Origin of the sequence: Bacillus arachidis (assembly GCF_030285945.1) — a bacterium.
In the GTDB taxonomy this organism is placed as follows: domain Bacteria; phylum Bacillota; class Bacilli; order Bacillales; family Bacillaceae_G; genus Bacillus_A; species Bacillus_A arachidis.
Genome location: NZ_CP127376.1, coordinates 3,817,567 through 3,844,251, shown reverse-complemented (window position 1 = coordinate 3,844,251; position 26,685 = coordinate 3,817,567). Strand labels below are relative to the sequence as shown.

32 protein-coding genes are annotated in these 26,685 nt (G+C 36.1%); 24 read left to right on the top strand and 8 right to left on the bottom strand.

Features of this window, described 5'->3' with window-relative positions; translation table 11 throughout:
* Positions 1–97: 97 nt before the first annotated feature.
* Positions 98–436, bottom strand: a complete 339-nt coding sequence (locus tag QRY57_RS21485; protein WP_026589848.1) for a hypothetical protein — start codon at positions 434–436, stop codon at positions 98–100.
* A gap of 192 nt (positions 437–628) precedes the next feature.
* On the opposite strand from QRY57_RS21485, the gene QRY57_RS21480 reads away from it, so the two are divergent.
* The 3 genes from QRY57_RS21480 (at position 629) to QRY57_RS21470 (ending at position 2,515) form a co-directional block, all read left to right on the top strand.
* On the top strand, positions 629–1,204 hold the full coding sequence (locus tag QRY57_RS21480; protein ID WP_286016051.1) for a histidine phosphatase family protein: 576 nt from the start codon (positions 629–631) through the stop codon (positions 1,202–1,204).
* Positions 1,205–1,756 (top strand): delta-aminolevulinic acid dehydratase, encoded by a 552-nt coding sequence (locus QRY57_RS21475; protein ID WP_286016050.1) that lies wholly within the window; start codon positions 1,205–1,207, stop codon positions 1,754–1,756. It abuts the gene before it with no gap.
* Positions 1,757–2,014: 258 nt separating this feature from the next.
* Positions 2,015–2,515 (top strand): DoxX family protein, encoded by a 501-nt coding sequence (locus QRY57_RS21470; protein WP_026589851.1) that lies wholly within the window; start codon positions 2,015–2,017, stop codon positions 2,513–2,515.
* A 38-nt stretch (positions 2,516–2,553) separates the two neighbouring features.
* On the opposite strand, the gene QRY57_RS21465 is transcribed toward QRY57_RS21470, so the two are convergent.
* Together QRY57_RS21465 and QRY57_RS21460 are read right to left on the bottom strand one after the other, a co-directional pair.
* The gene (locus tag QRY57_RS21465) at positions 2,554–3,429 is read right to left on the bottom strand and encodes an alpha/beta fold hydrolase (RefSeq protein WP_432804096.1); all 876 of its coding nucleotides are present in this window, start codon (positions 3,427–3,429) and stop codon (positions 2,554–2,556) included.
* Between the two features lie 24 nt (positions 3,430–3,453).
* Positions 3,454–4,293 (bottom strand): GNAT family N-acetyltransferase, encoded by an 840-nt coding sequence (locus QRY57_RS21460; RefSeq protein ID WP_286016048.1) that lies wholly within the window; start codon positions 4,291–4,293, stop codon positions 3,454–3,456.
* 286 nt (positions 4,294–4,579) lie between these two features.
* On the opposite strand from QRY57_RS21460, the gene QRY57_RS21455 reads away from it, so the two are divergent.
* Both QRY57_RS21455 and QRY57_RS21450 read left to right on the top strand, forming a co-directional pair.
* Positions 4,580–5,965, top strand: coding sequence for an alkaline phosphatase (locus QRY57_RS21455; protein ID WP_286016047.1), 1,386 nt, complete (start codon positions 4,580–4,582; stop codon positions 5,963–5,965).
* 56 nt (positions 5,966–6,021) lie between these two features.
* A complete protein-coding gene (locus tag QRY57_RS21450) occupies positions 6,022–6,501 on the top strand; it encodes a hypothetical protein (RefSeq protein WP_286016046.1) in 480 nt (159 codons plus the stop codon).
* Positions 6,502–6,536: 35 nt separating this feature from the next.
* On the opposite strand, the gene QRY57_RS21445 is transcribed toward QRY57_RS21450, so the two are convergent.
* Positions 6,537–7,187 (bottom strand): GTP pyrophosphokinase, encoded by a 651-nt coding sequence (locus QRY57_RS21445; protein ID WP_026589856.1) that lies wholly within the window; start codon positions 7,185–7,187, stop codon positions 6,537–6,539.
* Between the two features lie 380 nt (positions 7,188–7,567).
* Between QRY57_RS21445 and rpmG the strand changes: the two genes are divergently transcribed.
* The 3 genes from rpmG (at position 7,568) to QRY57_RS21430 (ending at position 9,772) form a co-directional block, all read left to right on the top strand.
* Entirely contained in the window at positions 7,568–7,717 is a 150-nt protein-coding gene (gene rpmG / locus QRY57_RS21440) for a 50S ribosomal protein L33 (protein ID WP_286016045.1), read from the top strand.
* Positions 7,718–7,953: 236 nt separating this feature from the next.
* The gene (gene sigK, locus QRY57_RS21435; RefSeq protein ID WP_026589857.1) at positions 7,954–8,667 is read left to right on the top strand and encodes an RNA polymerase sporulation sigma factor SigK; all 714 of its coding nucleotides are present in this window, start codon (positions 7,954–7,956) and stop codon (positions 8,665–8,667) included.
* A 307-nt stretch (positions 8,668–8,974) separates the two neighbouring features.
* Complete coding sequence (locus QRY57_RS21430; protein WP_026589858.1) at positions 8,975–9,772, top strand: phosphatidylserine decarboxylase; 798 nt, start codon at positions 8,975–8,977, stop codon at positions 9,770–9,772.
* Positions 9,773–9,920: 148 nt separating this feature from the next.
* Here the strand turns inward: QRY57_RS21430 and QRY57_RS21425 are convergent, their stop codons facing one another.
* On the bottom strand, positions 9,921–10,076 hold the full coding sequence (locus QRY57_RS21425) for a sporulation histidine kinase inhibitor Sda (RefSeq protein ID WP_026589859.1): 156 nt from the start codon (positions 10,074–10,076) through the stop codon (positions 9,921–9,923).
* A 244-nt stretch (positions 10,077–10,320) separates the two neighbouring features.
* Here QRY57_RS21425 and QRY57_RS21420 point away from each other — a divergent pair, with 244 nt between their 5' ends.
* The 8 genes from QRY57_RS21420 (at position 10,321) to QRY57_RS21385 (ending at position 15,478) form a co-directional block, all read left to right on the top strand.
* Positions 10,321–10,833, top strand: a complete 513-nt coding sequence (locus QRY57_RS21420) for a YqeG family HAD IIIA-type phosphatase (protein WP_026589860.1) — start codon at positions 10,321–10,323, stop codon at positions 10,831–10,833.
* Between the two features lie 3 nt (positions 10,834–10,836).
* A complete protein-coding gene (gene yqeH, locus QRY57_RS21415; RefSeq protein ID WP_286016044.1) occupies positions 10,837–11,943 on the top strand; it encodes a ribosome biogenesis GTPase YqeH in 1,107 nt (368 codons plus the stop codon).
* Between the two features lie 15 nt (positions 11,944–11,958).
* Positions 11,959–12,792: a shikimate dehydrogenase gene (gene aroE, locus QRY57_RS21410; RefSeq protein WP_286016043.1), complete on the top strand. Its 834-nt coding sequence runs from the start codon at positions 11,959–11,961 to the stop codon at positions 12,790–12,792.
* 4 nt (positions 12,793–12,796) lie between these two features.
* Positions 12,797–13,090 carry a ribosome assembly RNA-binding protein YhbY gene (gene yhbY / locus QRY57_RS21405; protein ID WP_026589863.1) on the top strand — a complete coding sequence of 98 codons (294 nt, stop codon included), beginning with the start codon at positions 12,797–12,799 and terminating at the stop codon, positions 13,088–13,090.
* A 160-nt stretch (positions 13,091–13,250) separates the two neighbouring features.
* A complete protein-coding gene (locus tag QRY57_RS21400) occupies positions 13,251–13,820 on the top strand; it encodes a nicotinate-nucleotide adenylyltransferase (RefSeq protein ID WP_286016042.1) in 570 nt (189 codons plus the stop codon).
* Positions 13,810–14,379, top strand: a complete 570-nt coding sequence (gene yqeK / locus QRY57_RS21395; RefSeq protein WP_026589865.1) for a bis(5'-nucleosyl)-tetraphosphatase (symmetrical) YqeK — start codon at positions 13,810–13,812, stop codon at positions 14,377–14,379. Before QRY57_RS21400 ends, yqeK begins: the two co-directional genes overlap by 11 nt.
* On the top strand, positions 14,376–14,732 hold the full coding sequence (gene rsfS / locus QRY57_RS21390; protein ID WP_026589866.1) for a ribosome silencing factor: 357 nt from the start codon (positions 14,376–14,378) through the stop codon (positions 14,730–14,732). The genes yqeK and rsfS overlap by 4 nt, the downstream gene beginning before the upstream one ends.
* A complete protein-coding gene (locus tag QRY57_RS21385) occupies positions 14,729–15,478 on the top strand; it encodes a methyltransferase domain-containing protein (RefSeq protein ID WP_286016041.1) in 750 nt (249 codons plus the stop codon). The genes rsfS and QRY57_RS21385 overlap by 4 nt, the downstream gene beginning before the upstream one ends.
* A 170-nt stretch (positions 15,479–15,648) precedes the next feature.
* On the opposite strand, the gene comER is transcribed toward QRY57_RS21385, so the two are convergent.
* Positions 15,649–16,476 carry a late competence protein ComER gene (comER, locus tag QRY57_RS21380; RefSeq protein WP_286016040.1) on the bottom strand — a complete coding sequence of 276 codons (828 nt, stop codon included), beginning with the start codon at positions 16,474–16,476 and terminating at the stop codon, positions 15,649–15,651.
* Between the two features lie 82 nt (positions 16,477–16,558).
* Here comER and QRY57_RS21375 point away from each other — a divergent pair, with 82 nt between their 5' ends.
* The 3 genes from QRY57_RS21375 to QRY57_RS21365 all read left to right on the top strand — a co-directional run bounded on the left by QRY57_RS21375 (position 16,559) and on the right by QRY57_RS21365 (position 20,261).
* Complete coding sequence (locus tag QRY57_RS21375; protein ID WP_090687545.1) at positions 16,559–17,155, top strand: helix-hairpin-helix domain-containing protein; 597 nt, start codon at positions 16,559–16,561, stop codon at positions 17,153–17,155.
* Between the two features lie 61 nt (positions 17,156–17,216).
* Positions 17,217–17,774 (top strand): ComE operon protein 2, encoded by a 558-nt coding sequence (locus tag QRY57_RS21370; protein ID WP_208018152.1) that lies wholly within the window; start codon positions 17,217–17,219, stop codon positions 17,772–17,774.
* Between the two features lie 174 nt (positions 17,775–17,948).
* Complete coding sequence (locus QRY57_RS21365) at positions 17,949–20,261, top strand: DNA internalization-related competence protein ComEC/Rec2 (RefSeq protein WP_286016039.1); 2,313 nt, start codon at positions 17,949–17,951, stop codon at positions 20,259–20,261.
* A gap of 43 nt (positions 20,262–20,304) precedes the next feature.
* Here QRY57_RS21365 and QRY57_RS21360 read toward each other — a convergent pair whose 3' ends face one another.
* Positions 20,305–20,439: a YqzM family protein gene (locus QRY57_RS21360; protein WP_001001652.1), complete on the bottom strand. Its 135-nt coding sequence runs from the start codon at positions 20,437–20,439 to the stop codon at positions 20,305–20,307.
* Between the two features lie 493 nt (positions 20,440–20,932).
* Between QRY57_RS21360 and holA the strand changes: the two genes are divergently transcribed.
* Positions 20,933–21,946, top strand: a complete 1,014-nt coding sequence (holA, locus tag QRY57_RS21355) for a DNA polymerase III subunit delta (protein WP_026589872.1) — start codon at positions 20,933–20,935, stop codon at positions 21,944–21,946.
* A 325-nt stretch (positions 21,947–22,271) separates the two neighbouring features.
* Here holA and rpsT read toward each other — a convergent pair whose 3' ends face one another.
* A complete protein-coding gene (gene rpsT / locus QRY57_RS21350; RefSeq protein WP_001274013.1) occupies positions 22,272–22,529 on the bottom strand; it encodes a 30S ribosomal protein S20 in 258 nt (85 codons plus the stop codon).
* 181 nt (positions 22,530–22,710) lie between these two features.
* On the opposite strand from rpsT, the gene gpr reads away from it, so the two are divergent.
* The 4 genes from gpr (at position 22,711) to QRY57_RS21330 (ending at position 26,674) form a co-directional block, all read left to right on the top strand.
* The gene (gene gpr / locus QRY57_RS21345) at positions 22,711–23,814 is read left to right on the top strand and encodes a GPR endopeptidase (RefSeq protein WP_026589873.1); all 1,104 of its coding nucleotides are present in this window, start codon (positions 22,711–22,713) and stop codon (positions 23,812–23,814) included.
* Entirely contained in the window at positions 23,810–24,175 is a 366-nt protein-coding gene (locus tag QRY57_RS21340; protein WP_490715737.1) for a DUF3679 domain-containing protein, read from the top strand. The genes gpr and QRY57_RS21340 overlap by 5 nt, the downstream gene beginning before the upstream one ends.
* Positions 24,176–24,385: 210 nt before the next feature.
* The gene (gene lepA / locus QRY57_RS21335; protein ID WP_026589875.1) at positions 24,386–26,209 is read left to right on the top strand and encodes an elongation factor 4; all 1,824 of its coding nucleotides are present in this window, start codon (positions 24,386–24,388) and stop codon (positions 26,207–26,209) included.
* 90 nt (positions 26,210–26,299) lie between these two features.
* A complete protein-coding gene (locus QRY57_RS21330) occupies positions 26,300–26,674 on the top strand; it encodes a winged helix-turn-helix transcriptional regulator (protein ID WP_098301764.1) in 375 nt (124 codons plus the stop codon).
* The last annotated feature ends 11 nt before the right edge of the window (positions 26,675–26,685 follow it).

Genomic DNA, 26,685 nt, shown 5'->3' with positions numbered 1-26,685 from the left:
ATGGTTTTTTCTGTATTTAAAAATAATTGACCCGGTTGAATTAGAGATAAATCGAGTAAGAAAGACTTCGTTTTGTATCACGCTACTTTTCGTATATTCAAGCACTCATTTTTTTTCGATAATATAAATAATACATTCCGTACATTAGGAAAAGGATGAGTAAAACTTGTAATTCTACATTCTCTTTTAAAATTGTTGCTAAAGGATCTGGTAAATAAGGAGATTTGCCTCCGCCACTTAGGCCTAATAGTTTATTAAAGAGACTAATGATACAAAACATAAAAACGGCGGACCAACTTGCTGAAATAGCTTTCTGTTTAATTTTCGTCTCGCGTTCATCGTCTTTCATCCAAGGTGTAGAAGCTTTATCGCTTGTAAAGAAGCCATTTATGTATCCCCATATTATCATTCCAATAAAATAAATTACCCAATTCATAATTGGTAAGTTCCTCCTTATTAAAAATAAGTGTTGTAAAAGGTTTTTTACATATATTATCATAATAATTTCCAAGTTATATGTCAAAGGTTTTTTACAGGTAAGGGAGAAGGAATTGAGAAAAAGATATGGAAGAGTAAAGAGTGTAGCAAAAAATATACATATTCATTTAGTAGTAGGAGAGATAAAACTATGAAACTTATTTTCATAAGACATGGTGAAGGGAAACATACAAAAGATTTACCTATGGGCTTGCAATTAGAAAATCCACCTTTAACAGAAGAAGGCGAAAAACAAGCATTGTTACTTCAAAGCAGTTTACCACTACAAGAAAATGATGTATTAATCGCAAGCCCTACGCTTCGAACATTGCAGACTGCAGCGATATGGAGCTCACAAGTAGTTTGCCGCAAAATAACACATCCGTATATTTCCCCGCATATTTTTCCTTATCGTGAAGGAGCAAAAACATTACCATGTGACAGGTTGTTAAGTACAAAGGTAATCCAAGAGTCATTTCCTAGTTTTTCTTTAAGAGAAAGTACAAACGATATGTTATGGAATCAGGGGATAAATACGATTTCAGAGAAGGAATTTCAGAATAGAGCAGATGAATTTATCAATTGGTGTTATACATTAAAGGTTGCAAGGGTCTGCATCGTTTCTCATGATGGAACAATTACAGCATATAGACAATATTTACAAAAGCAGAGATTAACAAGAGAGGATTTTTTAGAAGAAACAGGTGTGTATGAAATAAACGTATGAATGGAGGTTTTTTATTTGAATATTGCGTTAGTAGTTGGCGATAATTCAGATTTAGAAGCACAATCGCTTCGAGCGACGCTTGAGTATTTTGGAGCAAGAGTTATTACATATTGGATTGGTCGACCGCAAGATTTGATGGATGTTCTTTCGGGGAAAAGTTTGTATGAAGATATGGATTATATTATTTTTTGCTTTCATGGTGAAGAAGGCGAATTTGTAATGGGGGAATTAGGGGAAGATATATATGAAGAAGATGAACCAAGAGGGAACTTTGGTGTAGCTGAAATTAAACAATATGCAAAATTACATAACAAGTATATTATCAATAGCGGGTGTACTTTAGGAGATCCAAAACTTGCAACAGCATTTTTAAATAGTGGTGTAAAAGTTTATATAGGCTCAACAGATTATGTGGATGGAAATGCATCACTTATGTTTACAATACGTTTATTTTACGGGCTTATTAATCATCAAAAAACAATAGATGATGCATTTCAAGATGCGAAATTATTAGATGATGAGACTTTGACATTTGAATTATATAGAGAATGAAACGTGCTTATCCGAATATTGGATAAGCACGTTTCATATTTACCGCATAGTTTTTTTGTAAAAAATAATGAAAATCATTATCAGTTATGGTATGATATTTTCAAGTTTTTACAGGGGAATAAAAGTAACTATATAAATGTTAGTTTTTAACATTCCGTGTAATCTTCACAAATTATTCATAATTAATATTTAAAAAATAAGTAACTAATGTTATTATATTACCTGTAACTAACTTAATTACATCTTGAGGAGGAGAGTATGGTTATTCAATTTTTAAGAGAAAACAAAGCAGTTTCTTTTGTATTAGCAGTTATCCGTGTTTATCTGGGGTACACATGGTTGATGGCTGGAATCGGAAAGTTACAAGGGAAAGGATTTGATGCGACAGGTTATTTACAGGGGGCTATTGAAAAGTCAAAAGGAGCACAACCAGCCGTACAATCTTGGTGGGCATCATTTTTGCAAGACTTCGCAATTCCGAATGTTGATATGTTTAACACGCTTGTAATGTGGGGAGAAATTCTAGTTGGAATAGGTTTAATTGTAGGTTGTTTAACGAAAACAGCTGTCTTTTTTGGCCTTGTAATGAACTTTTCCTATATGTTTAGTGGGTCTCTAGGTGTAAATCCACAAATGGTTATTTTATCTATGTTCGTTTTAGTTGCTGGCATGAATGCTGGAAAACTTGGAGTGGATGGTTGGATTGTACCTAAATTACTAGGATCAAAAAGGCAAAAAAGACAGAAGCAAGCTGCTTAACATATGAAACGGGTATCTCAAAGATGAGATACCCATTTTTATTGCTTTGTTGTTTCGATTGGATTCTTTTCAAAGAATTCTTTTACATAGCCTATAAATTCTTTCGGTTCTTGGCGGAATGGGGCATGATAACCCTTTTCAATAATATGGAAGGTGCTGTTTTTTAAAAACTGATGATAAGATTCGCCTTCTTTCCATGATACACTACTATCATTTCTGCCCCAAATAATTAAAGTCGGAAGTTTGATTTCACTAGCATTAATCTTAAGTCGTTTTGGCCACATTTTCATTTGGTTATAATGTTCTGTATCATCGCGTTTAAATTTCACTTTGCTTTCATCATAATCCGTAATAGAAGATACAGTATTCAAATCAGTGGATAACTGTGGTTTAGGTGAAGCATTTCTATTTGTTAATGATATAGCCCCTGTAGCATCCGTTAAAATGAGATGGGTAACTGCACTGGGATATAAATATGTTAAATTAAGGGAAATCTCCCCGCCCATAGAGTGACCTAGTACTGCAAAAGCATCATATCCTAGTTTTTTCATTAACTTATAATAAAGGTTGGCGTGATTAGGAAAAGAGTATGGAAAATCCATTGGTTTAGAAGAATGGCCAAATCCTAAAACATCAACTGAGATAATTGTATGATCTTTTGCTAAGTCTGAATAAATATCGCTAAAGCCATTGGATGAACCGCCAAACCCATGAAGCATAAGTAATGGTGGTTTCTTTTCTCCAATTTGTTTAAAGTAAATAGTTTGCCCGTCTATCTCGACCATTTTTTCATCTGTTGTTAGCTTTGTTTCAATTGTATTTTTAACTTGTTTTACTGCTTCTACTGGCTTGTCTGCTGCATTGCAACCCACTAATAATGTAATAGCAAGGCAACTTACCATATAACACTTCATTCGTTTCAAGCAGGTGTCCCCTTTCTAACATAACGCTGTATCCATCATAGCAAATAAATGGTCGCGATTTCCAGATAGGTGACTTCCATTTTTTATCATAAGCGGCGAAAGAAGTGTTTCTTGAAACTCTTTCGATTCCAAGTGTGCTCGAAATGTGAATTGTGAGTGTGGAACATCTATACGGACTGTTCCATTCCAGCTCATGCAAATGGATTGTAATAATTGGATTGCATCTTCATCACGCTTGGCTATAAGAGGAGTAATGCAGAGTGTATTTCCTTTTTGTATACACAGTGCAAAAGCTTCGATTCTATGGTTTTTTTCAATTTTGAATGCCAGTGTTGCTCTAGATAGTAATATCGAATAGAGCTTTGGACGATGCGCCCCTGTCACGGTTTGATCAAGCTTAATGAGAGAGTTAAGATCATATGGCTCAATTTGCTTTAAATGGGAGTGGTTCGTAGATGTGTTCGTAACAAATTTTTCAAAGCGATGGATTGTTGTAACGGTCGTAAAGCCATATGTTTGGTACAAAGGTATACCAGCATCTGTTGCAATGAGCATAACAGGAAGGGAAGCGGATGTTTGCTGCATGCAAATATCGAGTAAAGTACGACCAAGCCCTTGTTTTTGAAAATCGGGATGAACCATTAGCATACCGATAGAAGAAAATCCAGATTCAGAAGGGAATACCCCACAAGTAGCAATTAGTTTTTCATGATGTGTATAGCCAAATAAATTTCCGATAGATAGGTACATTTTAAATTGTTTTTGCATAAATAATCGGGGTTGTAACCATCCAACAGCTTCGCAAAGAGAAATGAGCTGTGGAATACTTGAATCGTTTAGCTTTTGTATTTGCATATTGAATCACCACATTTCTAATCTAGTAGAAATATTTTATCATGAAAAATAAATATTCAATTATAATATAGAGAGAATGTAAAGTATTGAAAAATACACATGATCACCTTTCTTTTTTGTAAAGGTGACCAAACTGGATAATATAAGACAAAGATATACAAATTATAACGAAAATTTACACAACTTAACAAAATGTTTACATGAAGCTAACTTTTCCTTAATAGTCTTCCTTTAAATTGGGTATTGGGAACTTAATAACTAATAACCTATTAGGGGGACATGAAAAGTGAAAAAATTTATGAAGAAAGCATGGCCATTTGCGGTTGTGACATCGTTAGCACTTACTTCAGCTGTAACGTGGGGCGTAACACGTTCAGATGTAATTAAAGCGGATGGAAAAGCAAGTGATACAAAAATTAAAAATGTAATTGTTTTAATTGGAGATGGCATGGGACCTTCGTATATGACTGCCCATCGTTATATGAAAGATAATCCAAAAACATTTGAAATGGAGTCAACAGAATTTGATAAACATCTTGTAGGAACACAAAAAACATATCCAGAAGATGAACATCAAAATATTACAGATTCTGCATCAGCTGCAACAGCAATGTCGGCAGGTGTAAAAACATACAATGCAGCAATTGCGGTGGATAATGATAAGGCAGAAGTAAAAACAGTACTTGAACAAGCAAAAGCGCAAGGGAAATCAACAGGTTTAGTTGCCACTTCTGAAATTACACATGCAACGCCAGCTGCTTTTGGAGCGCATGATATTAGCCGTAAAAATATGGATGCAATTGCAAATGATTACTTCGATGAGAAAATTAACGGGAAACACAAGGTAGATGTTCTTCTTGGTGGTGGTGTAAATAACTTTGTAAGAAAAGATCGTAATCTTACAGAAGAATTTAAGAAGTCAGGTTATAGTTATGTAACAGATCGTGAGCAATTATTGAATGATAAAAGTGATCAAATTCTTGGCTTGTTTGCACCAGGTGGCTTAGATAAAATGATTGATCGTAATGAAAAAGCACCTTCGTTAGAAGAAATGACAAATGCAGCAATCAATCGTTTAAATAAAAACGATAAAGGTTTCTTCTTAATGGTAGAAGGTAGCCAAATTGACTGGGCTGGACATGATAACGACGTTGTTGGTGCGATGAGTGAAATGGAAGACTTTGAGAAAGCATTTAAAGCAGCGATTGAATTTGCGAAGAAAGATAAACATACATTAGTTATTGCAACAGCTGATCATTCTACAGGTGGGTTCTCTCTTGGTGTAAATGGTGAATATAACTTTGATGCAAATGCAATTAAAGCGGCAAAACGTACACCGGACTTTATGGCAAATGAAATTGCAAAAGGTGCAAATGTAGAAGAAACATTGAAAACATACATTGATTTACAATTAACACCAGAAGAAATTAAATCTGTGAATGATATTGCGCCATCAAAAGATGTAACAAAAATTGATAATGCGATTGAGGAAATCTTCAATAAACGTTCATTTACAGGCTGGACAACAGGTGGACATACTGGGGAAGACGTGAATGTATATGCATTCGGACCAGGTAAATATCTATTCACAGGCGTTCAAGAAAATACAAACATAGCAAAACGTGTCTTCGATATTGTTGGTGGCGGTGACCCTAATAAAGGCAGACAATAGTTATGGAGTAAAGCGAGGCGTTTTGCCTTGCTTTTTCTTTTTGGGAGGAATATTGAATGCGAAATTTCACTAAGAAAATAGGATTTGTTAGTATAGTGGGACTATTGTTAATAGGATGTCAATCAGAGCAGGAAATGAAGAAAATAGATGGAGAGAAGAAAGGAGTAATGGTACAAAAAGAAACGAAGATACATGTAACACCAGAAGAAGAAAAAGAAATCCATAATGTAATAGAGGCGTTTGTACAGACGACAAACGAAAAAAAATTCGATCAACATATGGCTCTGTTTTCGGACAAAATAGTTGGTGCTGAAGACTTACGAACACAAAAGGCAGCTGCATTTCAAAGAGAAAATAAGAAAATTGAGTTGAATGATGTGCAGGTGAAAAACTTCAAGAGGGATTATGTTGTTGTTGAAACAGCGGAGAAAGAAATAGATGGTGGAAGATCTTTTCAGAAAAAGGTACAGTATGCACTTGGGAAAGAAGAAGAACATTGGAGAATTGAAGAAGTTCGGACGATAGAAAAGAAATAAAGAAAGAAAGGTTCTCATATGAGGAGAACCTTTCTTTATAATGGGAGTAAAATTTGACTTGAACATGCTTCAATCTCATCGATATCTTGGCGAATGGTCGCCATTTTATTATCTAGTTCTTCTGCTTTCATGGCAGCATCGTGAAGTTCATCTTTTAAATAATCGGGAATATTCCCTTCATATTTATAGTAGAGTTTATGCTCTAAACTTGCCCAAAAGTCCATTGCGAGTGTACGCAATTGAATTTCTGCAAATACCTCTTTTGTACCAGAATTTAACGCTAATGGATATTTAATAATCATATGCAAACTTTTATAGCCATTGGATTTTGGATTATCGATGTAGTCCTTTACTTCTACAATTTCCATATCTTCACGATTTTCAATGACTTGCTTTAAGTGATAAATATCTTCCACAAAGCAACATGTAATCCGGATGCCGATAATGTCTTGCAAATGCGTTTGCGCGTTTTCGATAGTTGGTGCTAAATTTTTGCGCTCGAGTTTTTTAACGATGCTGTCAGGTTGTTTTAATCTTGTTTTTATATGTTCAAACGGGTTATAGTCCTCTAGAAATTGAGCTTCCCGGTTCATAATTTCGAATTTTGTTTTCAACTCTTCTAAAGCGAATGTATAAGGTAATACAAATGCCTTCCAATAGTTAACGGTTGATTGATTATATTTCATTTATATACACACCTTTTCATATTTGCAAATAAGGTTGCTTATTTATACTAAATACCAGATCATATAAGCACATGCAGCAAATGATGAGATCATAAAACGGTATTTGGCTTTCATTTCTGTATCTCCTTTCTAATTAAATTTCATATATCAATAAAATGGATTGTTAGTAAATTGATTATGTACAGCTCTAATAATAATAGATTGATGTGAATTTCGTATGAACTAATTGTTTCAGTTTTTTGTCTTTTTAGAATGATTTCAACAAATCATTTGGATAGAGTTTATAATAGGGAAATTGACAAAAAGAATAATAGCATTTATTATATAAATCGTAATGATTACGTTTTAGTTGTGATTTTTTAAGAAAAGGAGGCCTACATATGCGCGTGAATATTACATTAGCTTGTACAGAAAGCGGTGATCGTAATTATATTACGAAGAAAAATAAGCGAAATAATCCGGAACGTATTGAACTAAAAAAATACTGTCCACGTTTAAAGCGAGTGACGTTGCATCGTGAAACGAAGTAAAGCGGCTAGAGAAATCTAGCTGTTTTTTTATTTCTTCCATGGGACGAGGAATTCGCTATACTGATGCACATACTGGAGAGGCGATTTGGAGTACATAGGATAAGTTTTTAAAAGTTCTTGTGGCTATGTCACAAGAATTTTTTTATGCATCGCTATTCTTAAGTAGGTACAGACACAAACAACCACCCGCCTACATACATATAGTAAAGACCATTATTTTTGCGGAGGTGAAGAGTTTGAGTCTGTTCGCCGCAATTGGATACATGATTCGCGAAGTGTTTATATTTGTTTCTTATGTTAAAAACAATGCATTTCCACAACCACTGTCATCAGATGATGAAAAAAAGTACTTAGAGCTGATGGAACAAGGTGATGCTCATGCGAGAAATTTGTTAATTGAACATAATTTACGGCTTGTGGCTCATATTGTTAAGAAATTTGAAAACACAGGTGAAGATGCGGAAGATTTAATTTCTATCGGAACGATTGGGCTTATTAAAGCAATTGAAAGTTATTCAGCAGGGAAAGGGACGAAGTTGGCGACATATGCGGCTCGTTGTATTGAAAACGAAATTTTAATGCATTTGCGTGTACTAAAGAAAACCAAAAAAGACGTTTCACTTCATGACCCGATTGGACAGGACAAGGAAGGAAATGAAATATCACTTATCGATATTTTGAAATCTGAGTCTGAAGATGTCATTGATATGATTCAGCTTAGTATGGAATTAGAAAAAATTAAAGAGTATATCGATATTTTAGATGAGCGCGAGAAAGAAGTCATTGTGAAACGCTTTGGGCTTGGATTGGATAAAGAAAAAACACAGCGAGAAATTGCGAAAGCACTAGGGATTTCAAGAAGTTACGTGTCACGGATTGAGAAGCGGGCACTGATGAAAATGTTTCATGAATTTGTGCGGGCAGAAAAGGAGAAAAAAGGAAAAGCATAAAGATGCATGAAACGGCTGCGGTTGAAACGCAGCCGTTTTTCTTTTAATGAAAAGGGAATAAAACAAGAAACTCTAAGAAGAAATATACGTTCACTGTTGAAAATGATGGGTTCTATCTGTAATATTAAAAGGTGCTAACGAATTTAAGAATGAAATAGTACATACCTTTTCTTTTTTATCATCAGCTTTGTTTACGATAATTGAATATAAAAACTATTTTCAGGAGTTCTACTGTATGATATAGAAAGAAAAGAAGGGAAAGCTAAACTTAATTGTTACATGAAGAATTATTAGGAGGTTTCGCGGTTTGCGACGTAAATTATATCGACTTATGATCGAACTTACAAATGGACGTTTTACTTCTTATATACTACGTAAATTTGCACAGTCTCGTTTAAGTTCCATTATTATTTCCTCTTATGCGAAAGTGTTTCAATTGAATCAAGATGAGATGGAAAAAGATTTAAAGGAATATAAGACGCTGCATGAATTATTTACACGTAAGTTACAAGAAGGAAAGCGAGAAATTGATGCGGCACCATCAAGTATTGTTAGTCCTGTTGATGGAGTATTTGCTGATTATGGACCTATCGAAGAAACGAAAACATTTGATATTAAAGGCAAGCGTTATTCAATTGTGGACATGCTAGGTAATGAAGAGAGAGCAAGCCGCTATGCTGGCGGTACATATATGGTTATTTATTTAAGTCCAAGTCATTATCATCGTATTCATAGTCCTCTTACAGGTACTGTGACAGAGCGATTTGTACTTGGAAGAAAATCATATCCAGTCAACGCAGCAGGGATGAAGTATGGAAAAGAGCCATTGTCAAAGAATTATCGTTCTGTTACAGAGGTTGATAGTGCAGGTCAGCATATGTCACTTGTAAAAGTAGGAGCGATGTTTGTAAATAGTATTGAGCTTCTTCATGAAAGAAACACTGTTCAAAAAGGTGAAGAGATGGCATACTTTACATTTGGTTCTACAGTCGTGTTACTGTTTGAAAAAGGAATGGTTGAAGTTGTTTCAACGTTAACGAGTGGCCAAGAACTTCTCCTTGGTGAAAAAATTGCAACTCGCTTATCTAATGGTAACGTACAGTAAAAGTTTTATCACGAACTTATAAGGGCACGAAGAAGTTAGATGAGCTTATGTGCAGGGTGAAAAGTTCCTCTGGATGGAAGTTTCATTTTATAAAGGAGCCATCTTCAGGATGGCTCTTTTTACAGGTGAAGTAGTCATCTATATGTACTCAAGACGATTTGGCAAGCTTGTCCTCTAATGATCGCCGAATGATTTCTTGTTTTATAAGTAAAATGAAGTCAGGATTTAATTTTAGTTCTTTTGCTTTATAATAAGACTCAGTGAGTAACTCAGTAGATAACTGTTCCATATGTTTCATTTTCAAGGTGAGCCACCTCCGATAATTAAGGATAGGTTCTTTGTTGCATCTAATGTACCAAAAAAATATGACAGTCACAAACGGCTGTTTATCCACATGACACCGTGGATAAGGTGTGTATGAACTGTTAATAATTTCTAAATTGACTGAAAGAATAATGTGGAAAATGTGTACAATGTTATCCACAAGCTCGATATCGAAAAATGTTGTCGAAAAATTTTATGAAAACTCCTCAAAGAGGTGAAAGAAATTGAAATTGTTTTTACCAAATGAATACGTAAAAAACGTATACCATATTCAACCAGAAGATTTAAAGAAACGCGGAATTAAAGGTATTATTACTGACTTAGATAATACTTTAATTGAATGGGATCGTCCGAATGCAACGCCTAAGCTTGAACAGTGGTTTTTAAAAATGAAAGAACAGGGCATTCAAGTAACAGTTGTTTCGAATAACAATGAGCAACGTGTAAAGGATTTCGCTGATCCACTTGGTATTCCTTTTATCCATAGTGCACGTAAACCGCTTGTTCGTGCTTTTAAACGTGCAATACGAGAAATGAATTTAACTGCTGATGAGGTAGTAGTAATTGGAGATCAATTGCTAACAGATGTACTGGGTGGAAATCGTGTTGGTCTTCATACGATTTTAGTTGTACCAGTAGCGCAAACAGATGGATTAGTAACGCGCTTTAATCGAAAGATTGAACGAAGAATTATGAGAAATATGAAGAAAAAAGGCTTGATTAACTGGGAGGAATAAAGTTTGACTGAAAGAATTAAATGTATTGGTTGCGGTGTAGAAATTCAAATAGAAAATAAAAATGAAGTAGGATATGCACCAGCTTCATCTTTAGAAAAAGAACAAGTGATTTGTCAGCGTTGTTTTCGTTTAAAGAATTATAATGAAATTCAAGATGTGTCGTTAACAGACGATGACTTTTTGCGTATTTTAAATGGAATTGGTCAGTCAGATGCGCTTGTTGTTAAAATTGTAGATATTTTTGACTTCAATGGTAGCTGGTTACCAGGCTTACATCGTTTTGTAGGGAACAACAAAGTATTGCTTGTTGGAAATAAAGCGGATTTAATTCCAAAATCAGTGAAACACGATAAACTGAGACATTGGATGCGCTATAGTGCAAAACAACTTGGCTTAAAACCAGAAGATGTCTTTTTAATTAGTGCAGCAAAGGGACAAGGTATTCGTGAACTAGCTGAGGCAATTGAAGAGTACCGTGATGGTAAAGATGTATATGTTGTTGGATGTACGAACGTTGGTAAATCTACATTTATTAATCGTATGATTAAGGAATTCAGTGAAGAAACTGAGAATGTGATTACAACGTCTCATTTCCCAGGAACAACGCTTGATTTGATTGATATTCCGCTAGATGAAACATCGTCTTTATATGATACACCAGGTATTATTAATCATCATCAAATGGCACATTATGTTGGAAAACAAAGCTTAAAGCTGATTACACCGACAAAAGAAATTAAGCCGATGGTATTCCAATTAAACGAAGAACAAACATTATTTTTTGGTGGATTAGCACGCTTTGATTACGTGAGTGGCGGTCGTCGTGCATTCACTTGCCATTTCTCAAATCGCTTAACGATTCATCGTACAAAGCTTGAAAAAGCAGATGAATTGTATGAAAAACATGCAGGGGAATTATTAAATCCACCAACCCCAGAGGAACTAGAAAATATGCCTGAGTTTGTGAAATACGAATTTAATATTCGTGAGCCAAAAACAGATGTTGTATTCTCTGGCTTAGGATGGGTTACTGTAAATGAGCCTGGGGCAAAGATTGTTGCTCATGTACCAAAAGGAGTTAGTGTTTCATTACGTAAATCTTTAATTTAATATGGAGAGGAATTTATGAAACAATTATATGGTGTGATCGGAAATCCAATTGGACATTCATTATCACCGCTGATGCATAACGATGCATTTGAACATTTAAGTATAGATGCCCATTACCATGCTTTTCTTGTTGAAGAAGAGGCGCTAGGGGAAGCGGTGAAAGGATTAAAGGCATTAGGAGTTTCGGGATTTAATGTAACGACTCCACACAAAGTCTCGATTATGAAATACTTAGATGAAATTGATCCGTTAGCAATGCAAATTGGTGCTGTGAATACGGTAGTTCATAGAGATGGAAAATTAATTGGTTATAATACAGACGGAATTGGTTATGTTCGTTCTTTACAATCAATTAGTAAAGAGCCACTTTATCAAAAGCGTATTTTATTACTTGGTGCTGGTGGGGCATGTCGTGGTATTTATTTTTCACTTGTAGATGCAGGTGTAAAAGAAATCGATATTGCTAATCGAACAATAGAGAAAGCAGAGCAGTTAATTGCTGGATGTAAAGAGGGAATTCTGTCGCATGCATTATCGTTAGAGCAAGCAACAGAAAAACAAAATAATTATGATATTATCATTCATACGACAACAATAGGTATGCATCCAGATGTCCAAAATACACCACTGCAAATTCAATCCTTGAAACCAGGGACGATTGTTTCGGATATTATTTATAATCCATTTGAGACAAAGCTTTTGCAAGAGGCGAAGGCAAAAGGAGCAATCGTACAAAATGGAATTGATATGTTTGTTTATCAAGGGGCACTTGCATTTGAAATGTGGACAGGACGTATGCCAAATATCGAAAGAATGAAACAATTAGTAATGAGAAAGCTTGGAGGCTAACTATATGTTAACAGGAAAACAAAAAAGATTTTTACGTGCAAAAGCACATCATTTAACACCGATTTTTCAAGTGGGAAAAGGCGGCGTAAATGAAAATATGGTAAAACAAATTGCAGATGCATTAGAAGCTCGTGAGTTATTTAAAGTGAGCGTACTACAAAACTGTGAATTTGATCGTCGTGAAGTTGCAGAAGAACTATCTAAAGGTGCGAGAGCAGAAATCGTCCAAGTAATTGGAAGCACAATTGTTTTATATAAAGAATCAAGAGAAAATAAACAAATCAAACTTCCACAATAGTAATTAGAATGGTGTAGGTCGTTTCCATAGTTTATGCCCGCTATGTTCGGGATTTGTTCTTGTTAATAGGGTTTAGACCAATTGAACTTTTACGGGCAGTAATCTTTCCTCATGTTGTTTCGGAAAGATTACTGCTTGTGAACTAAAGGAGGCGTTTCCTTTGAAAAAGATCGGAATCATTGGCGGTACGTTTGATCCGCCTCATTATGGACATTTGTTAATTGCAAATGAGGTGTATGATACACTGGCTCTTGATGAAGTATGGTTTTTGCCGAATCAAATTCCACCTCATAAACAGGGTCGCAATATTACAAGTGTGGAAAATCGATTAAACATGCTAGAGTTAGCAATTGGGAAAGAGGGGTATTTCTCTGTTTGTTTAGAAGAGCTAAAAAGAGAGGGCCCATCCTATACATATGACACTATGTTACAATTAACAAAGAAGCATCCGGATGTAGAGTTTTATTTTATTATTGGCGGAGATATGGTTGAGTATTTGCCCAAATGGTATAACATTGAGAAATTACTACAGCTTGTAACCTTTGTTGGAGTTGCAAGACCGGGATATACATTACATACACCTTATGAAATCGTTACAGTAGAGATTCCGGAATTTGCGGTTTCTTCCTCCTTATTACGAAAGAGATATAAGGAGAAGAAAACGTGTAAATATTTGCTTCCAGAACAAGTACACGTATATATCGAGAGGAATGGGTTGTATGAATCGTGAGAAAGCACTTAAGATTGTAAAACAACAAATGCATGAAAAGCGCTATATACATACAATTGGTGTGATGGAAACGGCAATTAAACTTGCTAAGTTATATGGTGTGGATGAGAAAAAAGCGGAAATGGCTGCTATATTTCATGATTATGCAAAATGTAGACCGATTCAAGAAATGGAAGATATTATTAAGCAGGAAGAGTTGCCAAAAGATTTACTTCACTACAACAAAGAGTTATGGCATGCGCCAGTTGGGGCATACTTAGTAGAAAAAGAAGTCGGCATTACGGATCCAGAAATCCTGCAAGCTATTACATATCATACAAGTGGTCATGAAAAGATGACAATGCTTGATAAAGTTATTTATGTGGCGGATTATATTGAACCAGGCCGCAAATTTCCAGGTGTGGAAGAAGCGCGGAAGTTAGCAGGAGAAGATATAAATAAAGCCTTATTATTTGCATTAAAGCGCACAATTCAATTTTTAATGGAAAAAGATCAAACGATCTATCCGTTAACATTTCAAACATACAACGCAGTTATCAAGGAGGAAATTACGGAATGAAAGATAAAGAGTTATTAGTGTTAGCAGCAAAAGCAGCTGATGATAAAAGAGCAGAAGATATGGTTGTACTAAACATGCAAGGTATTTCACCAATTGCAGATTATTTTATTATTTGTCACGGAAATTCAGATAAGCAGGTACAAGCAATTGCACGTGAAATTAAAGCGAAGGCACATGAGTTTCAAATCGACGTACAACGCATGGAAGGTTTTGATGAAGCACGTTGGGTTTTAGTGGACCTTGGCGATGTAGTTGCACATGTATTCCATAAAGATGAGCGTGATCATTATAATTTAGAGCGCCTATGGGGCGATGTACCACGTGAAGATATTACAGAAGAGTTAGGTCAATGAGGTACGAGCAATTTGCTTTGTTGTATGATGAACTTATGAATGATGTTCCATATGATAAATGGGTAGAATTCACAGAAGAAAGCTTACAGCAGGCAGGTATGAAAGAGGCGAAGATTCTCGATGTAGCATGCGGGACTGGGAATGTAACACTTCCGCTTGTGCGAAAAGGTTATGACGTGATTGGTGTCGATCTTTCGGAAGAAATGTTAACAGTTGCACAACAAAAACTTGGAGGAGAAGGATTTTTTATTCCTTTTTATCAACAAGATATGAGAGAGCTGGATGTTCCAGGTGAATTTGATTGTATTACAATCTTTTGTGATTCATTGAATTATGTACTGGAAGAAGAAGGGATACAAGAGACTTTCAGACGCGTATATCATCACTTGCGCCAAGATGGTTTGTTCTTATTTGATGTACACTCTTTATATAAAATTCATCATGTATTTCAAAATGAAACGTACACAGTTAATGGGGAAGAGATAGCTCTTATTTGGAACTGCTTCCTTGATGAAGAATCAGATAGTGTAGAACATGACTTGTCATTTTTTGTACAGGATCCAGAGGAAGGTGTATATCATCGCTTTGATGAATGCCATATGCAACGTGCTTATTCAGTTGAATTAGTAACAAAATGGCTTGAAGAAGCTGGATTTACACTCCTTCGTGTAACGGGTGATTTTGAACGAATAGAAGTAACTGAACAAACGGAACGTATCTTTTTTATGGTGAAAAAGAATAGATAAAACAAAAGCAACCGATTAGGTTGCTTTTGTCTTGTTTAGAATATGATATTTTATTTATAGAAAAGTAGAAAAGTAATACCTAGAAAATATAAAAATAAAAGTTGGATAAAAAATAGGATGAGAAAAGATCATCGTTTTTTAGAGGGTTTTGTATCATTGCGGCGTATTATTTACGTGTGCTTCTTAAATTGTTGTTCAACGCCTTCTAAATCTTCAGCATATTTTTCGTGTGTTCGCTCGAATAATTTATGGAACATATTTCCGACATGATCCTCTAAAACCCGAATACCCTCTCCTGTAACGCCGCCTTTTACACATACCTTTTCTTGCAGAGTTGGTAATGTGAAAACTTTTTTCTCTAGTAGTTTCCCCATCCCGATAATCATTTCACTTGCTAAAATAGTTGCTTCTTCATTGGTAATATTTGTTTTATCTACAGCAGCATCAATGAAACATTGTAGTAAGTAGCTGAAAAATGCAGGCCCGCAGCTTGCGATATCAGATGAAACCCGTGTAATACCTTCTTCAATTACAATAGGTGTGGAAATATTTTCAAATAGACGAAGTAACTTTTGTTTCCATTCCTTCGAACAGTTTTTGCCGAATGTAAATAGTGAGGCGCCAGAGAACGCTCGGTTTGTGATGCTCGGAATAATACGTGCGACGTTACAAGATACAACCTTTTCTACTTGATCTGCTGATATGGGGCTTGTAATAGAAATTAAACATTTTTCATCAGTAAAGTGGTCAGCATGTTTTTTTAAAATTGGATAAATGTCTAAAGGTTTAACACAAATAAAAATAAGTTGAGAGCGTTCAATTACCTCTTCCACAGTCTTTGCTATATGAACAGAAGGATACTTCTCTTTTGTATGATATGCTTTGGCAGGCGTACGATTAATAATAGTAAGGCACGAAGGTTTGACAGCATGGGTTTCTAAAAATGCATCGATCAGTATATTCCCCATGTTTCCTGTCCCTATAATTCCTATGTTCAATGTTTCATCCCTCCTTCGTAACATCTTTCTCCTAAACAATATGAACCATGTTGTGAATTTATGAATTGGAGGTATTAAAATCATGCGGAATTTTCAAAAGAAGTGGCTCGCTTTATTAGGAGTTGTTGGTGTTGTAGGTATCCTTTTTATGTGGCAGACGAAGCAGCAAGCTATGCAATCGGCTGTGAAAATTGACACAAATATAAAGAGTGAAGAGAAAAAAGGAAAATTGAAATTAGCAGATTCAAAAGAAAAGAAAAAAACAATGATGATTGATATAAAAGGAGCGGTGCACCGTGAAGGGGTATATGAGGTAGAGATGGATGCACGTGTAAAAGATGGGATTGAAAAAGCAGGTGGTTTTTTACCTGAGGCGGATCGTGCAAAAGTAAATTTAGCACAGCGTATGCAAGATCAAATGCTACTTTATGTCCCAAAAAAAGGAGAGCAGGTTCAGGGAGCCAATCTACCTTCAGGGCAGGAGGAGAAAGTTCAAATTAATGTTGCATCAAAAGAGCAACTCGAAAAAATAACGGGAATTGGACCTCGAAAAGCAGAAAATATTATGAAATATCGAGAAGAACATGGTCCGTTTCAAAAAATAGAAGATTTACTGGAGGTAGATGGTATCGGAGAGAAGTCTCTTGAAAAAATAAAAGATAAAATAATTATTCCGTAAGGATTGACGAACTTTTTCTTCTTTCGCTACACTACAAGTAGATGAAAAAGTAGGTGAACATATGGAAAGAATTTCTTGGGATCAATATTTTATGACGCAAAGTCACTTGTTATCACTGCGTAGCACATGTACAAGGCTTGCGGTAGGAGCGACAATTGTCCGTGATAAGAGAATTATCGCGGGCGGATATAACGGTTCAATCAAGGGTGGTGTGCATTGTATAGATGATGGATGTTACGTCATTGATAATCACTGTGTTCGTACAATTCATGCTGAAATGAATGCACTGTTGCAATGTGCGAAATTTGGTGCGAAAACAGAAGATGCGGAGATTTATGTCACGCACTTTCCTTGTTTACAATGTTGTAAAGCCATTATTCAAAGTGGTATTACAGCTGTTTATTATGCACAAGATTATAAAAATCACCCTTACGCTATAGAATTGTTTGAGCAAGCAAATGTGAAAGTGAAACATGTTCCACTAGAATATGATATTACATCAATAGAGCAACAAAAGCGTAATGTACAATTAAAAGAACTGTTTTCATCTTTAGAAAAAGATGATTTAACAATGAATGAATTACAACAAGTATTCGCTAAAGCAAAAGAGATCATATAGATGTGTGTTCAAAAAGGAGGATAAAGAGAGGCTGGTGGTTCGAGGCACGGAAGCTAGGAGAGTGCGGAGTGTAGGTGGGACTACATGAGTACCGGACTGGCGGTGCAGGTGAAGAAATGTAATAGTCATCTTTACCGGCCTTTTCGAACACCCACTATAAGGGGTGAGTATAAGTTGCGTGGACAATGGGGTTATGTTGCAATCTCGTTTGCTATGGGGATTGCAACTTCCTGTTCCTCGTTTCAGTTGTTGTCTGTTAGTGTGTTTGGTTGTTATATTTTATTCTGTATATATCGTACTTCGCACCAAGTCCTCATTTTTTGTATACTGGCAGGTTTATGTGGTTTCCTCTATACCTCATATATGGAACTGGAAAATCAGCCTTCAAAAGGGTTAGAATTTGAAATGACAGATGGTGTAATTCAAACGACACCTCTTATAAATGGTGATCGGCTTTCTTTTCAAATAGAGGTCAATGAGAGGGATACGTTGCAATTATTTTACAAAATTCAGTCAGCTAAACAAAAAGAACAGTTGGAGCAATTACATGCGGGTATGAGTTGTACATTTAAAGGAGAAATGAAAGTACCATCAGAAGCAAGGAATTTTCATGGATTTGACTATCGTGACTATTTGTATAAGCAAAAGATTCATTTTTTATTTGAAGCAAAAGAGATTTCGAATTGTACCCAAAAATCTTTGACGTTCACACAGTGGTTTTTTTTATTACGCCAAAACGCAGTGTCGATAGTTACAGAAATGTTTCCTGGGCAACCTGGAGCATTTATGAATGCGTTGTTGTTTGGTGATCGGCAACAGATGACATTTGAAGTAGAAGAACAATACCAACAGTTTGGCCTTATTCACTTATTGGCGATTTCGGGGTCGCATATTGTGCTGTTAACGGCAATTGGCTACTTTGTTTTGCTTAGGATTGGAATAACTAGGGAAATGACAACAATATGTCTCATTGTTTGTATTCCCCTTTATATGTTTTTAGCTGGGGCATCTCCATCTGTCGTGAGAGCTTCTGTAACGGGTGTTATGTTGTTGCTAGCACTCATGCATTCTATCCGTGTTACGAGTTTAGATGCACTTAGTATGACGGCTATATTGATGTTTTTATATGATCCTTATATGGCTTTTGATATTGGATTTCAATTTTCGTTTGTTGGTAGTTTTGCGCTATTGCTTTCAACGAATCGTTTATTAAAACAGGATAACGCTCTAATTCAAAATACAATCTATCTTTCATTGATTTCACAACTTGCTAGTATTCCTATTTTGTTATATCATTTTGGTTATTTTTCCCCATACAGTATTTTCCTCAATCTTATATATGTCCCGTTTTTATCTTGTATTGTGTTACCAGGTAGCATCGTTATGTTTCTTTGTATGTTATTTGTTCCTTTTATATCGACATGGATGGCACACGGATTATCAGTCTGTTTAACGCTTTCGAATGAAATTCTTCAATATTGTGAAACCCTCCCGCTTCTTCGTCTTACTTTTGGACAAACACCTCTATTTCTTATGGTTTTATATTGTTTTAGTATTATTGGTATATTTGTTGTCTGGGAAAAAGCGGCCAAAAAACGTTATTTGTTCCTAGTCGCCGGAATTTTCCTCTCTATGTGTATTTTTCATTATGTTTCGCCTTATTTCCGTGCCAGCGGAAGTGTGACTTTTATTGATGTTGGACAAGGGGATGCAATTTTGATTCGTCTTCCATATGACAAGGGAATTTATCTCGTTGATACAGGAGGGACGATTCCTGTAAAAAAAGAAGTGTGGCAGAAGAAAAAACATGAGTTTTCTGTTGGACATGATATTCTTCTCCCATTTTTACAAAAAGAAGGTATTCGAAAAATTGATAAGTTGATTGTGACGCATGGTGATACAGATCATATGGGGGCGGCAAAAGAAGTAGTATCATCTATTACTGTAGAAGAAATTGTGTTTGGAAGGAAGCTAGAGGATACGGTGTTAGAAAAAGAATTGAAGCATATGGCAAAACAAAAGAATATACGAACGAACATCGTGGGAGAAGGGGATAGGTGGCAAATAGATGAAGCGGAATTTGTTGTGTTATCTCCAGAGGGCAGAGAAAATGGGGATAACGATTCTTCAATTGTGTTATGGGCAAAGATAGGTGGACTTGCATGGCTGTTTACTGGAGATCTAGAAGAGAAAGGCGAGCGTCGAATTGTAGAACAGTACCCAGAATTGCGAGCTGATATTTTAAAGGTTGGGCATCACGGTAGTAAGACATCAACCTCATCATCTTTTTTGCAACTCATCCAGCCCCGTAAAGCAATTGTTTCCGCTGGAGAACATAATCGATATGGTCATCCGCATCAGCAAGTGTTAGAACGTTTGTTAGAAATGGATATTGAAATATGGCGAACGGACAAGCAAGGAGCTATTTCCTATGTTTTTGAAGGTGAAAAGGGAACGTTTCAAAGTAAAATGACATATGATGAATGATAGAAAAGATGAAGTGAAAAAAGAAGGCTGCAAGTAGCAGCCTTTAAGAACCAATAAATTTAATAATTGTTGCGATAATGAAAAGTGTTGCGAAAAAACCAAATGAGACGATAAAACCTACCCCTGAATCAATAGCGTCATTGCGTTTACTTTGAACGTTTTGCTCAAATTCATTCATTTAGAATCCCTCCCCAACATTCCATTTTAGTATAAAATATTGTCAGAAAAAAATCTACAATTTCCATATGAAGATAAAGAGAGGTTTTAATCAGTGATACTTTCGCCCTTACTCATTATCTCTCTTAACTAATCGAGCGTTTGATCTTGTATCTAACTTCTTTTCTTTCGTTAAATTTTGAGTGGGGGTTTTACTCGCAAATAGCGAAAGAAATAGAGAAGATATGAGTAGAGGTAAGTGTTGAATCTTATGTGAGTAAAAGGCGGGAATTTGATTTCCATGCATGTTAACAGTTAACAATTATACTTATCAGGCAGTTGCGAATAATAACAGTAAAGCGGTTACCGCACACCAATAAGAATCCCGGGACTTATTGCGTGGCGTTTTATATAGATAAAGGGACGGGCCTTAAGCCTGTTCCTTTGTACTTGTAAAACAAAAGATACCGCATTAGTATATAGATATATTGCCAAGTTAGGGAGTAGGAAAAAATATGAGTGATATACATAAGAAGATTAAAAAGAAACAGTTTGCGCCGCTGTATTTAATATATGGAACGGAAGCTTATTTTATAAATGAAACAATAAAGCTTATAACGAATGAATCGCTAGCTGAAGAAGATCGTGAATTTAATGTTGTAACGTATGACTTAGAAGAAGCGTATTTAGAAGATGTAGTAGAAGATGCACGGACGCTTCCTTTTTTTGGAGAACGTAAAATATTACTAATTAAATCCCCGTTGTTTTTAACTTCACAAAAAGAGAAATTAGAACAAAATATAAAGATTTTAGAGGAGTATATTGCAGAACCATCTCCATTTTCGCTTGTTGTATTTGTGGCCCCCTATGAAAAATTAGATGAGCGGAAAAAAATCACAAAATTATTAAAGAAAACTGCAGATGTGGTAGAAGCCAATGCGATGCAAGTGCAGGACGTTCGTAAATGGATTGTGGCTCGTGCGGATGAAGTGCATGTACATATTGAGGAAACAGCTGTTGGTTTGCTGTTAGAGCTTGTAGGAAGCAATGTAACGATGTTAGCAAAGGAAATGGACAAGTTGACCCTTTATGTTGGTATGGGAGGAGAAATTACAACAGGACTTGTGGCAGAACTTGTACCAAAATCGGTTGAACAAAATGTGTTTGCGTTAACAGAAAAGGTAGTGAAAAAAGATATTGCTGGGGCTATGCAAATTTTAGATGGATTATTTACGCAGCAAGAGGAACCGATTAAATTATTGGCATTATTAGTAAGTCAATTTCGTTTGCTATACCAAGTAAAAGAATTGCAGCAACGCGGATACGGACAAAATCAAATTGCTTCGCATATTGGTGTTCATCCATACCGAGTAAAGTTGGCGATGAATCAAACGAAACTTTTCTCGTTTGAAGAATTAAAAAAGGTTATTTTAGAATTAGCTGAAGCTGATTATAGTATGAAAACGGGGAAAATGGATAAGAAACTTGTCTTAGAGTTTTTCTTAATGCGTTTAAATCATATTGGATAAAAAATAAAAGCGGAGGCAGCTTGTCAAGAAGCATAAGGCATTGGAGCACTCGACTGAGAAGCGCTTTTGGCTTCAACCGAGAGTGTGAAATGGCTGGAGTTTCTAGCTGCCGTAGCTGGATAAAATAAAAGCGGAGGCAGCTTGCCAAGAAGCGTAAGGCATTGGAGCACTCGACTGAGAAGCGCTTTTGGCTTCGACCGAGAGTGTGAAATGGCTGGAGTTTCTAGTTGCCGTAGCTGGATAAAATAAAAAAGTTCATGCCGTTTGCTGCGTGAACTTTTTTTGTATATAAAAAAACGACCCGAATGGATCGTTTTTAAACGCCTTACGCGTTTACTTGTTTCGCTAAGCGAGACTTTTGACGAGCTGCAGCGTTTTGGTGGATAAGACCTTTACGAGCTGCTTTGTCAAGTTTTTTAGAAGCAGTTTTGAAAGCTTCTTTAGCATTTTCAAGATCGTTATTAGTAACTAAAGCTTCTACAGTTTTAACAGCTGTACGCATGTCAGATTTGATAGAAGCGTTATGTGCACGACGCTCTTCGCTAAGTTTAGCGCGTTTGATAGCAGATTTAATGTTTGCCATACTTTTCACCTCCCTGGTGCGATCGAGTGACTCGATACTTACATAGAACAAGTGATATTCTATCAAACGAAGAAGAGAATTGCAATAGCGAGATCAATGAAATTTCATGTAAAGGAAAGAATGACCTTATATAATTTTGGGGAATCTAACTATATTTACTATGAATTGCGGAGGAGATACGATGAAAGAACCATTAGATTTAAGTAAATACAGTGTTAGAACAGACCTTGCGGTAGAAGCTCATCAAATGTTGCAAGAACGTCAGCAAGAACAAACGGGAATTAAAGGTGTTGTTGTAAAAGAGCGTGAAGAAGAAGGGGTTACGATTACGAAAGTGATCATCGATGAGAGTGCTTCGGAAGCGATGGGTAAAAAGCCTGGAAATTATTTAACGCTTGAAGTGCAGGGGATTCGTCAACAAGATACAGAATTACAACAAAAAGTGGAACGTATTTTTGCAAAAGAATTCTCTCATTTTTTGGAAGAAATTGGAGTATCTAAAGAGGCAAGCTGTTTAATCGTCGGATTAGGGAATTGGAATGTAACACCAGATGCGCTCGGTCCAATCGTTGTAGAAAATGTGCTTGTGACACGTCACCTTTTTAAATTACAGCCTGAAAGCGTGGAAGAAGGGTATCGTCCCGTTAGTGCAATTCGCCCAGGTGTAATGGGGATTACAGGGATTGAAACGAGTGATGTCATTTACGGCATCATTGAAAAAACAAAACCAGATTTTGTTATTGCGATTGATGCACTTGCTGCTAGGTCTATTGAACGAGTAAATAGTACGGTACAGATCTCAGATACGGGAATTCATCCTGGGTCTGGTGTAGGAAATAAACGAAAAGAACTGAGTAAAGAGACGCTCGGAATCCCGGTAATTGCCATTGGTGTTCCGACGGTTGTAGATGCTGTTTCCATTACGAGCGATACAATTGATTTTATTTTAAAACATTTTGGTCGTGAAATGAGAGAAGGCGATAAACCGTCTCGTTCTTTATTACCAGCCGGCTTTACATTTGGAGAAAAGAAAAAATTAACAGAGGAAGATATGCCGGATGAAAAAAGCCGTAATATGTTTTTAGGAGCAGTCGGTACATTGGAAGAAGAAGAAAAGCGAAAGTTAATTTATGAGGTATTATCACCTCTTGGACATAATTTAATGGTGACCCCAAAAGAAGTAGATGCGTTTATTGAAGATATGGCAAATGTAATCGCGAGTGGTTTAAATGCCGCACTTCATCATCAAATTGATCAAGATAACACAGGTGCATATACGCATTGATGAAAAGGGGCGGCCGAAATTGAGTCGATTTACGCTTCAGTGTATGAGCTGTGTGATTCTGTTTCTTTTTTTTATGATAATGGGAATTGGGATGGCTAATCATGGCTTAAAAAGCATGAAAGGTTATCGGCAACCAACGTATGAACAAGTTGCCCAAATGACTGGAACTGGGAGTGGGGATGTTAATCCAGAAATTTTAGGAGGCATATTTTCGGCACGTGAAAAACAAAAGCAGTTAGAAAATCTCAGAAGCTTTAATGTTGTAGAAGGGTTGGGAATGGGAATTGCGGAATGTATGCGAAGTATCACTAAGTTTAGTGCAGATGTAGTAGTTGGAAAAATAAAAGATATTTTTAATTAATTGGGAGAATAAAAAATGGTTGTCTTATAATTTTGTAAGACAACCATTTTTTGTTACAAAAAGGTTTGTCTCTTATGTTTTGCTCGCATAAGATAAAGAGAGAAAGATTTGTCTGATAAGCAGCACTAGTTTTCATTGAATCTTTGCTGCTCTATTGATATAATCAGTGCTAGTGTATATTGGCGAGACTATTAGGAGTTGAGAACATAGATGAATAAAGAAGAAAGAGCAAAAAGGCAGTCTAACATTCGTAACTTCTCCATCATTGCTCATATTGACCACGGAAAGTCAACGTTAGCAGACCGTATTTTGGAGAAAACAAACGCTTTAACACAACGTGAAATGAAAGCTCAGTTACTTGACTCTATGGATTTAGAGCGTGAGCGTGGTATTACAATTAAATTAAATGCAGTTCAATTAACGTATAAAGCAAAAGATGGTGAAGAATATATTCTTCACTTAATCGATACACCAGGACACGTCGATTTTACGTATGAAGTATCTCGTAGTTTAGCGGCTTGTGAAGGTGCAATCCTTGTTGTTGATGCAGCGCAAGGTATTGAAGCACAAACATTAGCAAACGTATATTTAGCGCTTGATAATAATTTGGAAATTTTACCAGTTATTAATAAAATCGATTTACCGAGCGCTGATCCAGAACGTGTTCGTCAAGAAGTAGAAGATGTAATCGGTTTAGATGCATCGGAAGCTGTACTTGCTTCGGCGAAAGCTGGTATTGGTATTGAAGACATTTTAGAACAAATTGTTGAAAAAGTACCAGCTCCAGACGGCGACCCAGAAGAGCCGCTTCAATGTATGATTTTTGACTCTTTATATGATCCGTACCGCGGTGTAATTGCGTATATCCGTGTTGTAAATGGGACAGTAAAAGTTGGCGATAAAGTACGTATGATGGCAACTGGTAAAGAGTTCGAAGTAACAGAAGTAGGTGTATTCACACCGAAAACAACGCAGCGTGAAGAATTAACAGTAGGTGATGTAGGATTCTTAGCAGCATCTATTAAAAATGTGGGAGACACACGCGTTGGTGATACAATCACACATGCAAAACGCCCAGCAGCAGAGCCATTACCAGGTTACCGTAAATTAAACCCAATGGTATTCTGTGGTTTATACCCAATTGATTCTGCGCGCTATAATGATTTACGTGATGCATTAGAAAAATTGGAATTAAATGATTCTGCACTTGAGTTTGAACCAGAAACATCTCAAGCATTAGGTTTCGGTTTCCGCTGTGGATTCTTAGGTTTACTTCATATGGAAATTATTCAAGAACGTATTGAACGTGAATTCAAGATTGATTTAATTACAACAGCACCAAGTGTTATTTATAAAGTATATTTAACAAGCGGTGAAGATTTGATTGTCGATAATCCATCTAACATGCCAGATCCGCAGTCCATTGACCGTGTAGAAGAACCATTTGTAAAAGCTGCAATCATGGTTCCGAATGACTATGTTGGAGCTGTAATGGAAATTTGCCAAGGTAAACGTGGTACGTTTATTGATATGCAATATTTAGATGAAACACGTGTTACATTGACATATGAAATCCCACTTTCTGAAATCGTATATGATTTCTTCGATCAACTAAAATCAAATACGAAGGGATATGCGTCATTTGACTACGAGTTAATCGGATATAAACCATCTAAACTTGTGAAGATGGATATTCTTTTAAATTCTGAACAAGTTGATGCATTATCATTTATCGTACATCGTGATTCAGCGTATGACCGTGGTAAAGTAATCGTAGAAAAATTAAAAGAATTAATTCCAAGACAACAGTTTGAAGTGCCAATTCAAGCGACAATTGGGAACAAAGTTGTAGCGCGTTCTACAATTAAAGCGATGCGTAAAAACGTACTTGCAAAATGTTACGGTGGTGACATTTCTCGTAAGCGTAAACTTCTTGATAAACAAAAAGAAGGTAAAAAACGTATGAAGTCTGTTGGTTCTGTAGAAGTACCACAAGAAGCATTCATGGCTGTGTTGAAAATGGATGATAACTAATAAGAAAGGAAGCCGTTTGTGCGGCTTCTTTTTCTGTATCTTTCGTACAAGGAAGAAAGTAAGGATTGCTATAGAGTTAGGAGACGAATGATGTCTGAAAATATTCGAAAAGATATTCAAGAAAAAATGCAAAATGGTGATTTTAATTGTGAAAAAGAATTAACCCTCTCTATTATTAGTGGGAAGTGGAAGGTTGTGATCTTGTGGCATTTAGGTGTAGAAGGACCACATCGCTTTAGTGAGTTGCAACGCTTATTCCCGAACATTTCTCATAAGGTATTGTCTAATCAACTAAAAGAATTAATGGAAGATGGGATTATTGATCGGACGGTATATCCAGAAGTGCCTCCGCGCGTAGAATATTTTATGACGGATTTAGGCATGTCGCTTTTACCAATCGTCGAAATGATGTATGATTGGGGGAAAATGCGGATGAAGCAAATTCGTAATGGGTTAGAGAAGTAAAGGGGCCTCCG

Excerpts from the sequence above, each read along its gene's own strand:
- QRY57_RS21485 (WP_026589848.1), bottom strand. The coding sequence starts at position 436 with ATGAATTGGGTAATTTATTTTATTGGAATGATAATATGGGGATACATA.
- QRY57_RS21480 (WP_286016051.1), top strand. The coding sequence starts at position 629 with ATGAAACTTATTTTCATAAGACATGGTGAAGGGAAACATACAAAAGAT.
- QRY57_RS21475 (WP_286016050.1), top strand. The coding sequence starts at position 1,205 with ATGGAGGTTTTTTATTTGAATATTGCGTTAGTAGTTGGCGATAATTCA.
- QRY57_RS21470 (WP_026589851.1), top strand. The coding sequence starts at position 2,015 with ATGGTTATTCAATTTTTAAGAGAAAACAAAGCAGTTTCTTTTGTATTA.
- QRY57_RS21465 (WP_432804096.1), bottom strand. The coding sequence starts at position 3,429 with ATGAAGTGTTATATGGTAAGTTGCCTTGCTATTACATTATTAGTGGGT.
- QRY57_RS21460 (WP_286016048.1), bottom strand. The coding sequence starts at position 4,293 with ATGCAAATACAAAAGCTAAACGATTCAAGTATTCCACAGCTCATTTCT.
- QRY57_RS21450 (WP_286016046.1), top strand. The coding sequence starts at position 6,022 with ATGCGAAATTTCACTAAGAAAATAGGATTTGTTAGTATAGTGGGACTA.
- QRY57_RS21445 (WP_026589856.1), bottom strand. The coding sequence starts at position 7,187 with ATGAAATATAATCAATCAACCGTTAACTATTGGAAGGCATTTGTATTA.
- rpmG (WP_286016045.1), top strand. The coding sequence starts at position 7,568 with ATGCGCGTGAATATTACATTAGCTTGTACAGAAAGCGGTGATCGTAAT.
- aroE (WP_286016043.1), top strand. The coding sequence starts at position 11,959 with ATGAAACAATTATATGGTGTGATCGGAAATCCAATTGGACATTCATTA.
- yhbY (WP_026589863.1), top strand. The coding sequence starts at position 12,797 with ATGTTAACAGGAAAACAAAAAAGATTTTTACGTGCAAAAGCACATCAT.
- yqeK (WP_026589865.1), top strand. The coding sequence starts at position 13,810 with ATGAATCGTGAGAAAGCACTTAAGATTGTAAAACAACAAATGCATGAA.
- rsfS (WP_026589866.1), top strand. The coding sequence starts at position 14,376 with ATGAAAGATAAAGAGTTATTAGTGTTAGCAGCAAAAGCAGCTGATGAT.
- QRY57_RS21385 (WP_286016041.1), top strand. The coding sequence starts at position 14,729 with ATGAGGTACGAGCAATTTGCTTTGTTGTATGATGAACTTATGAATGAT.
- QRY57_RS21375 (WP_090687545.1), top strand. The coding sequence starts at position 16,559 with ATGCGGAATTTTCAAAAGAAGTGGCTCGCTTTATTAGGAGTTGTTGGT.
- QRY57_RS21370 (WP_208018152.1), top strand. The coding sequence starts at position 17,217 with ATGGAAAGAATTTCTTGGGATCAATATTTTATGACGCAAAGTCACTTG.
- QRY57_RS21360 (WP_001001652.1), bottom strand. The coding sequence starts at position 20,439 with ATGAATGAATTTGAGCAAAACGTTCAAAGTAAACGCAATGACGCTATT.
- holA (WP_026589872.1), top strand. The coding sequence starts at position 20,933 with ATGAGTGATATACATAAGAAGATTAAAAAGAAACAGTTTGCGCCGCTG.
- rpsT (WP_001274013.1), bottom strand. The coding sequence starts at position 22,529 with ATGGCAAACATTAAATCTGCTATCAAACGCGCTAAACTTAGCGAAGAG.
- gpr (WP_026589873.1), top strand. The coding sequence starts at position 22,711 with ATGAAAGAACCATTAGATTTAAGTAAATACAGTGTTAGAACAGACCTT.
- lepA (WP_026589875.1), top strand. The coding sequence starts at position 24,386 with ATGAATAAAGAAGAAAGAGCAAAAAGGCAGTCTAACATTCGTAACTTC.
- QRY57_RS21330 (WP_098301764.1), top strand. The coding sequence starts at position 26,300 with ATGTCTGAAAATATTCGAAAAGATATTCAAGAAAAAATGCAAAATGGT.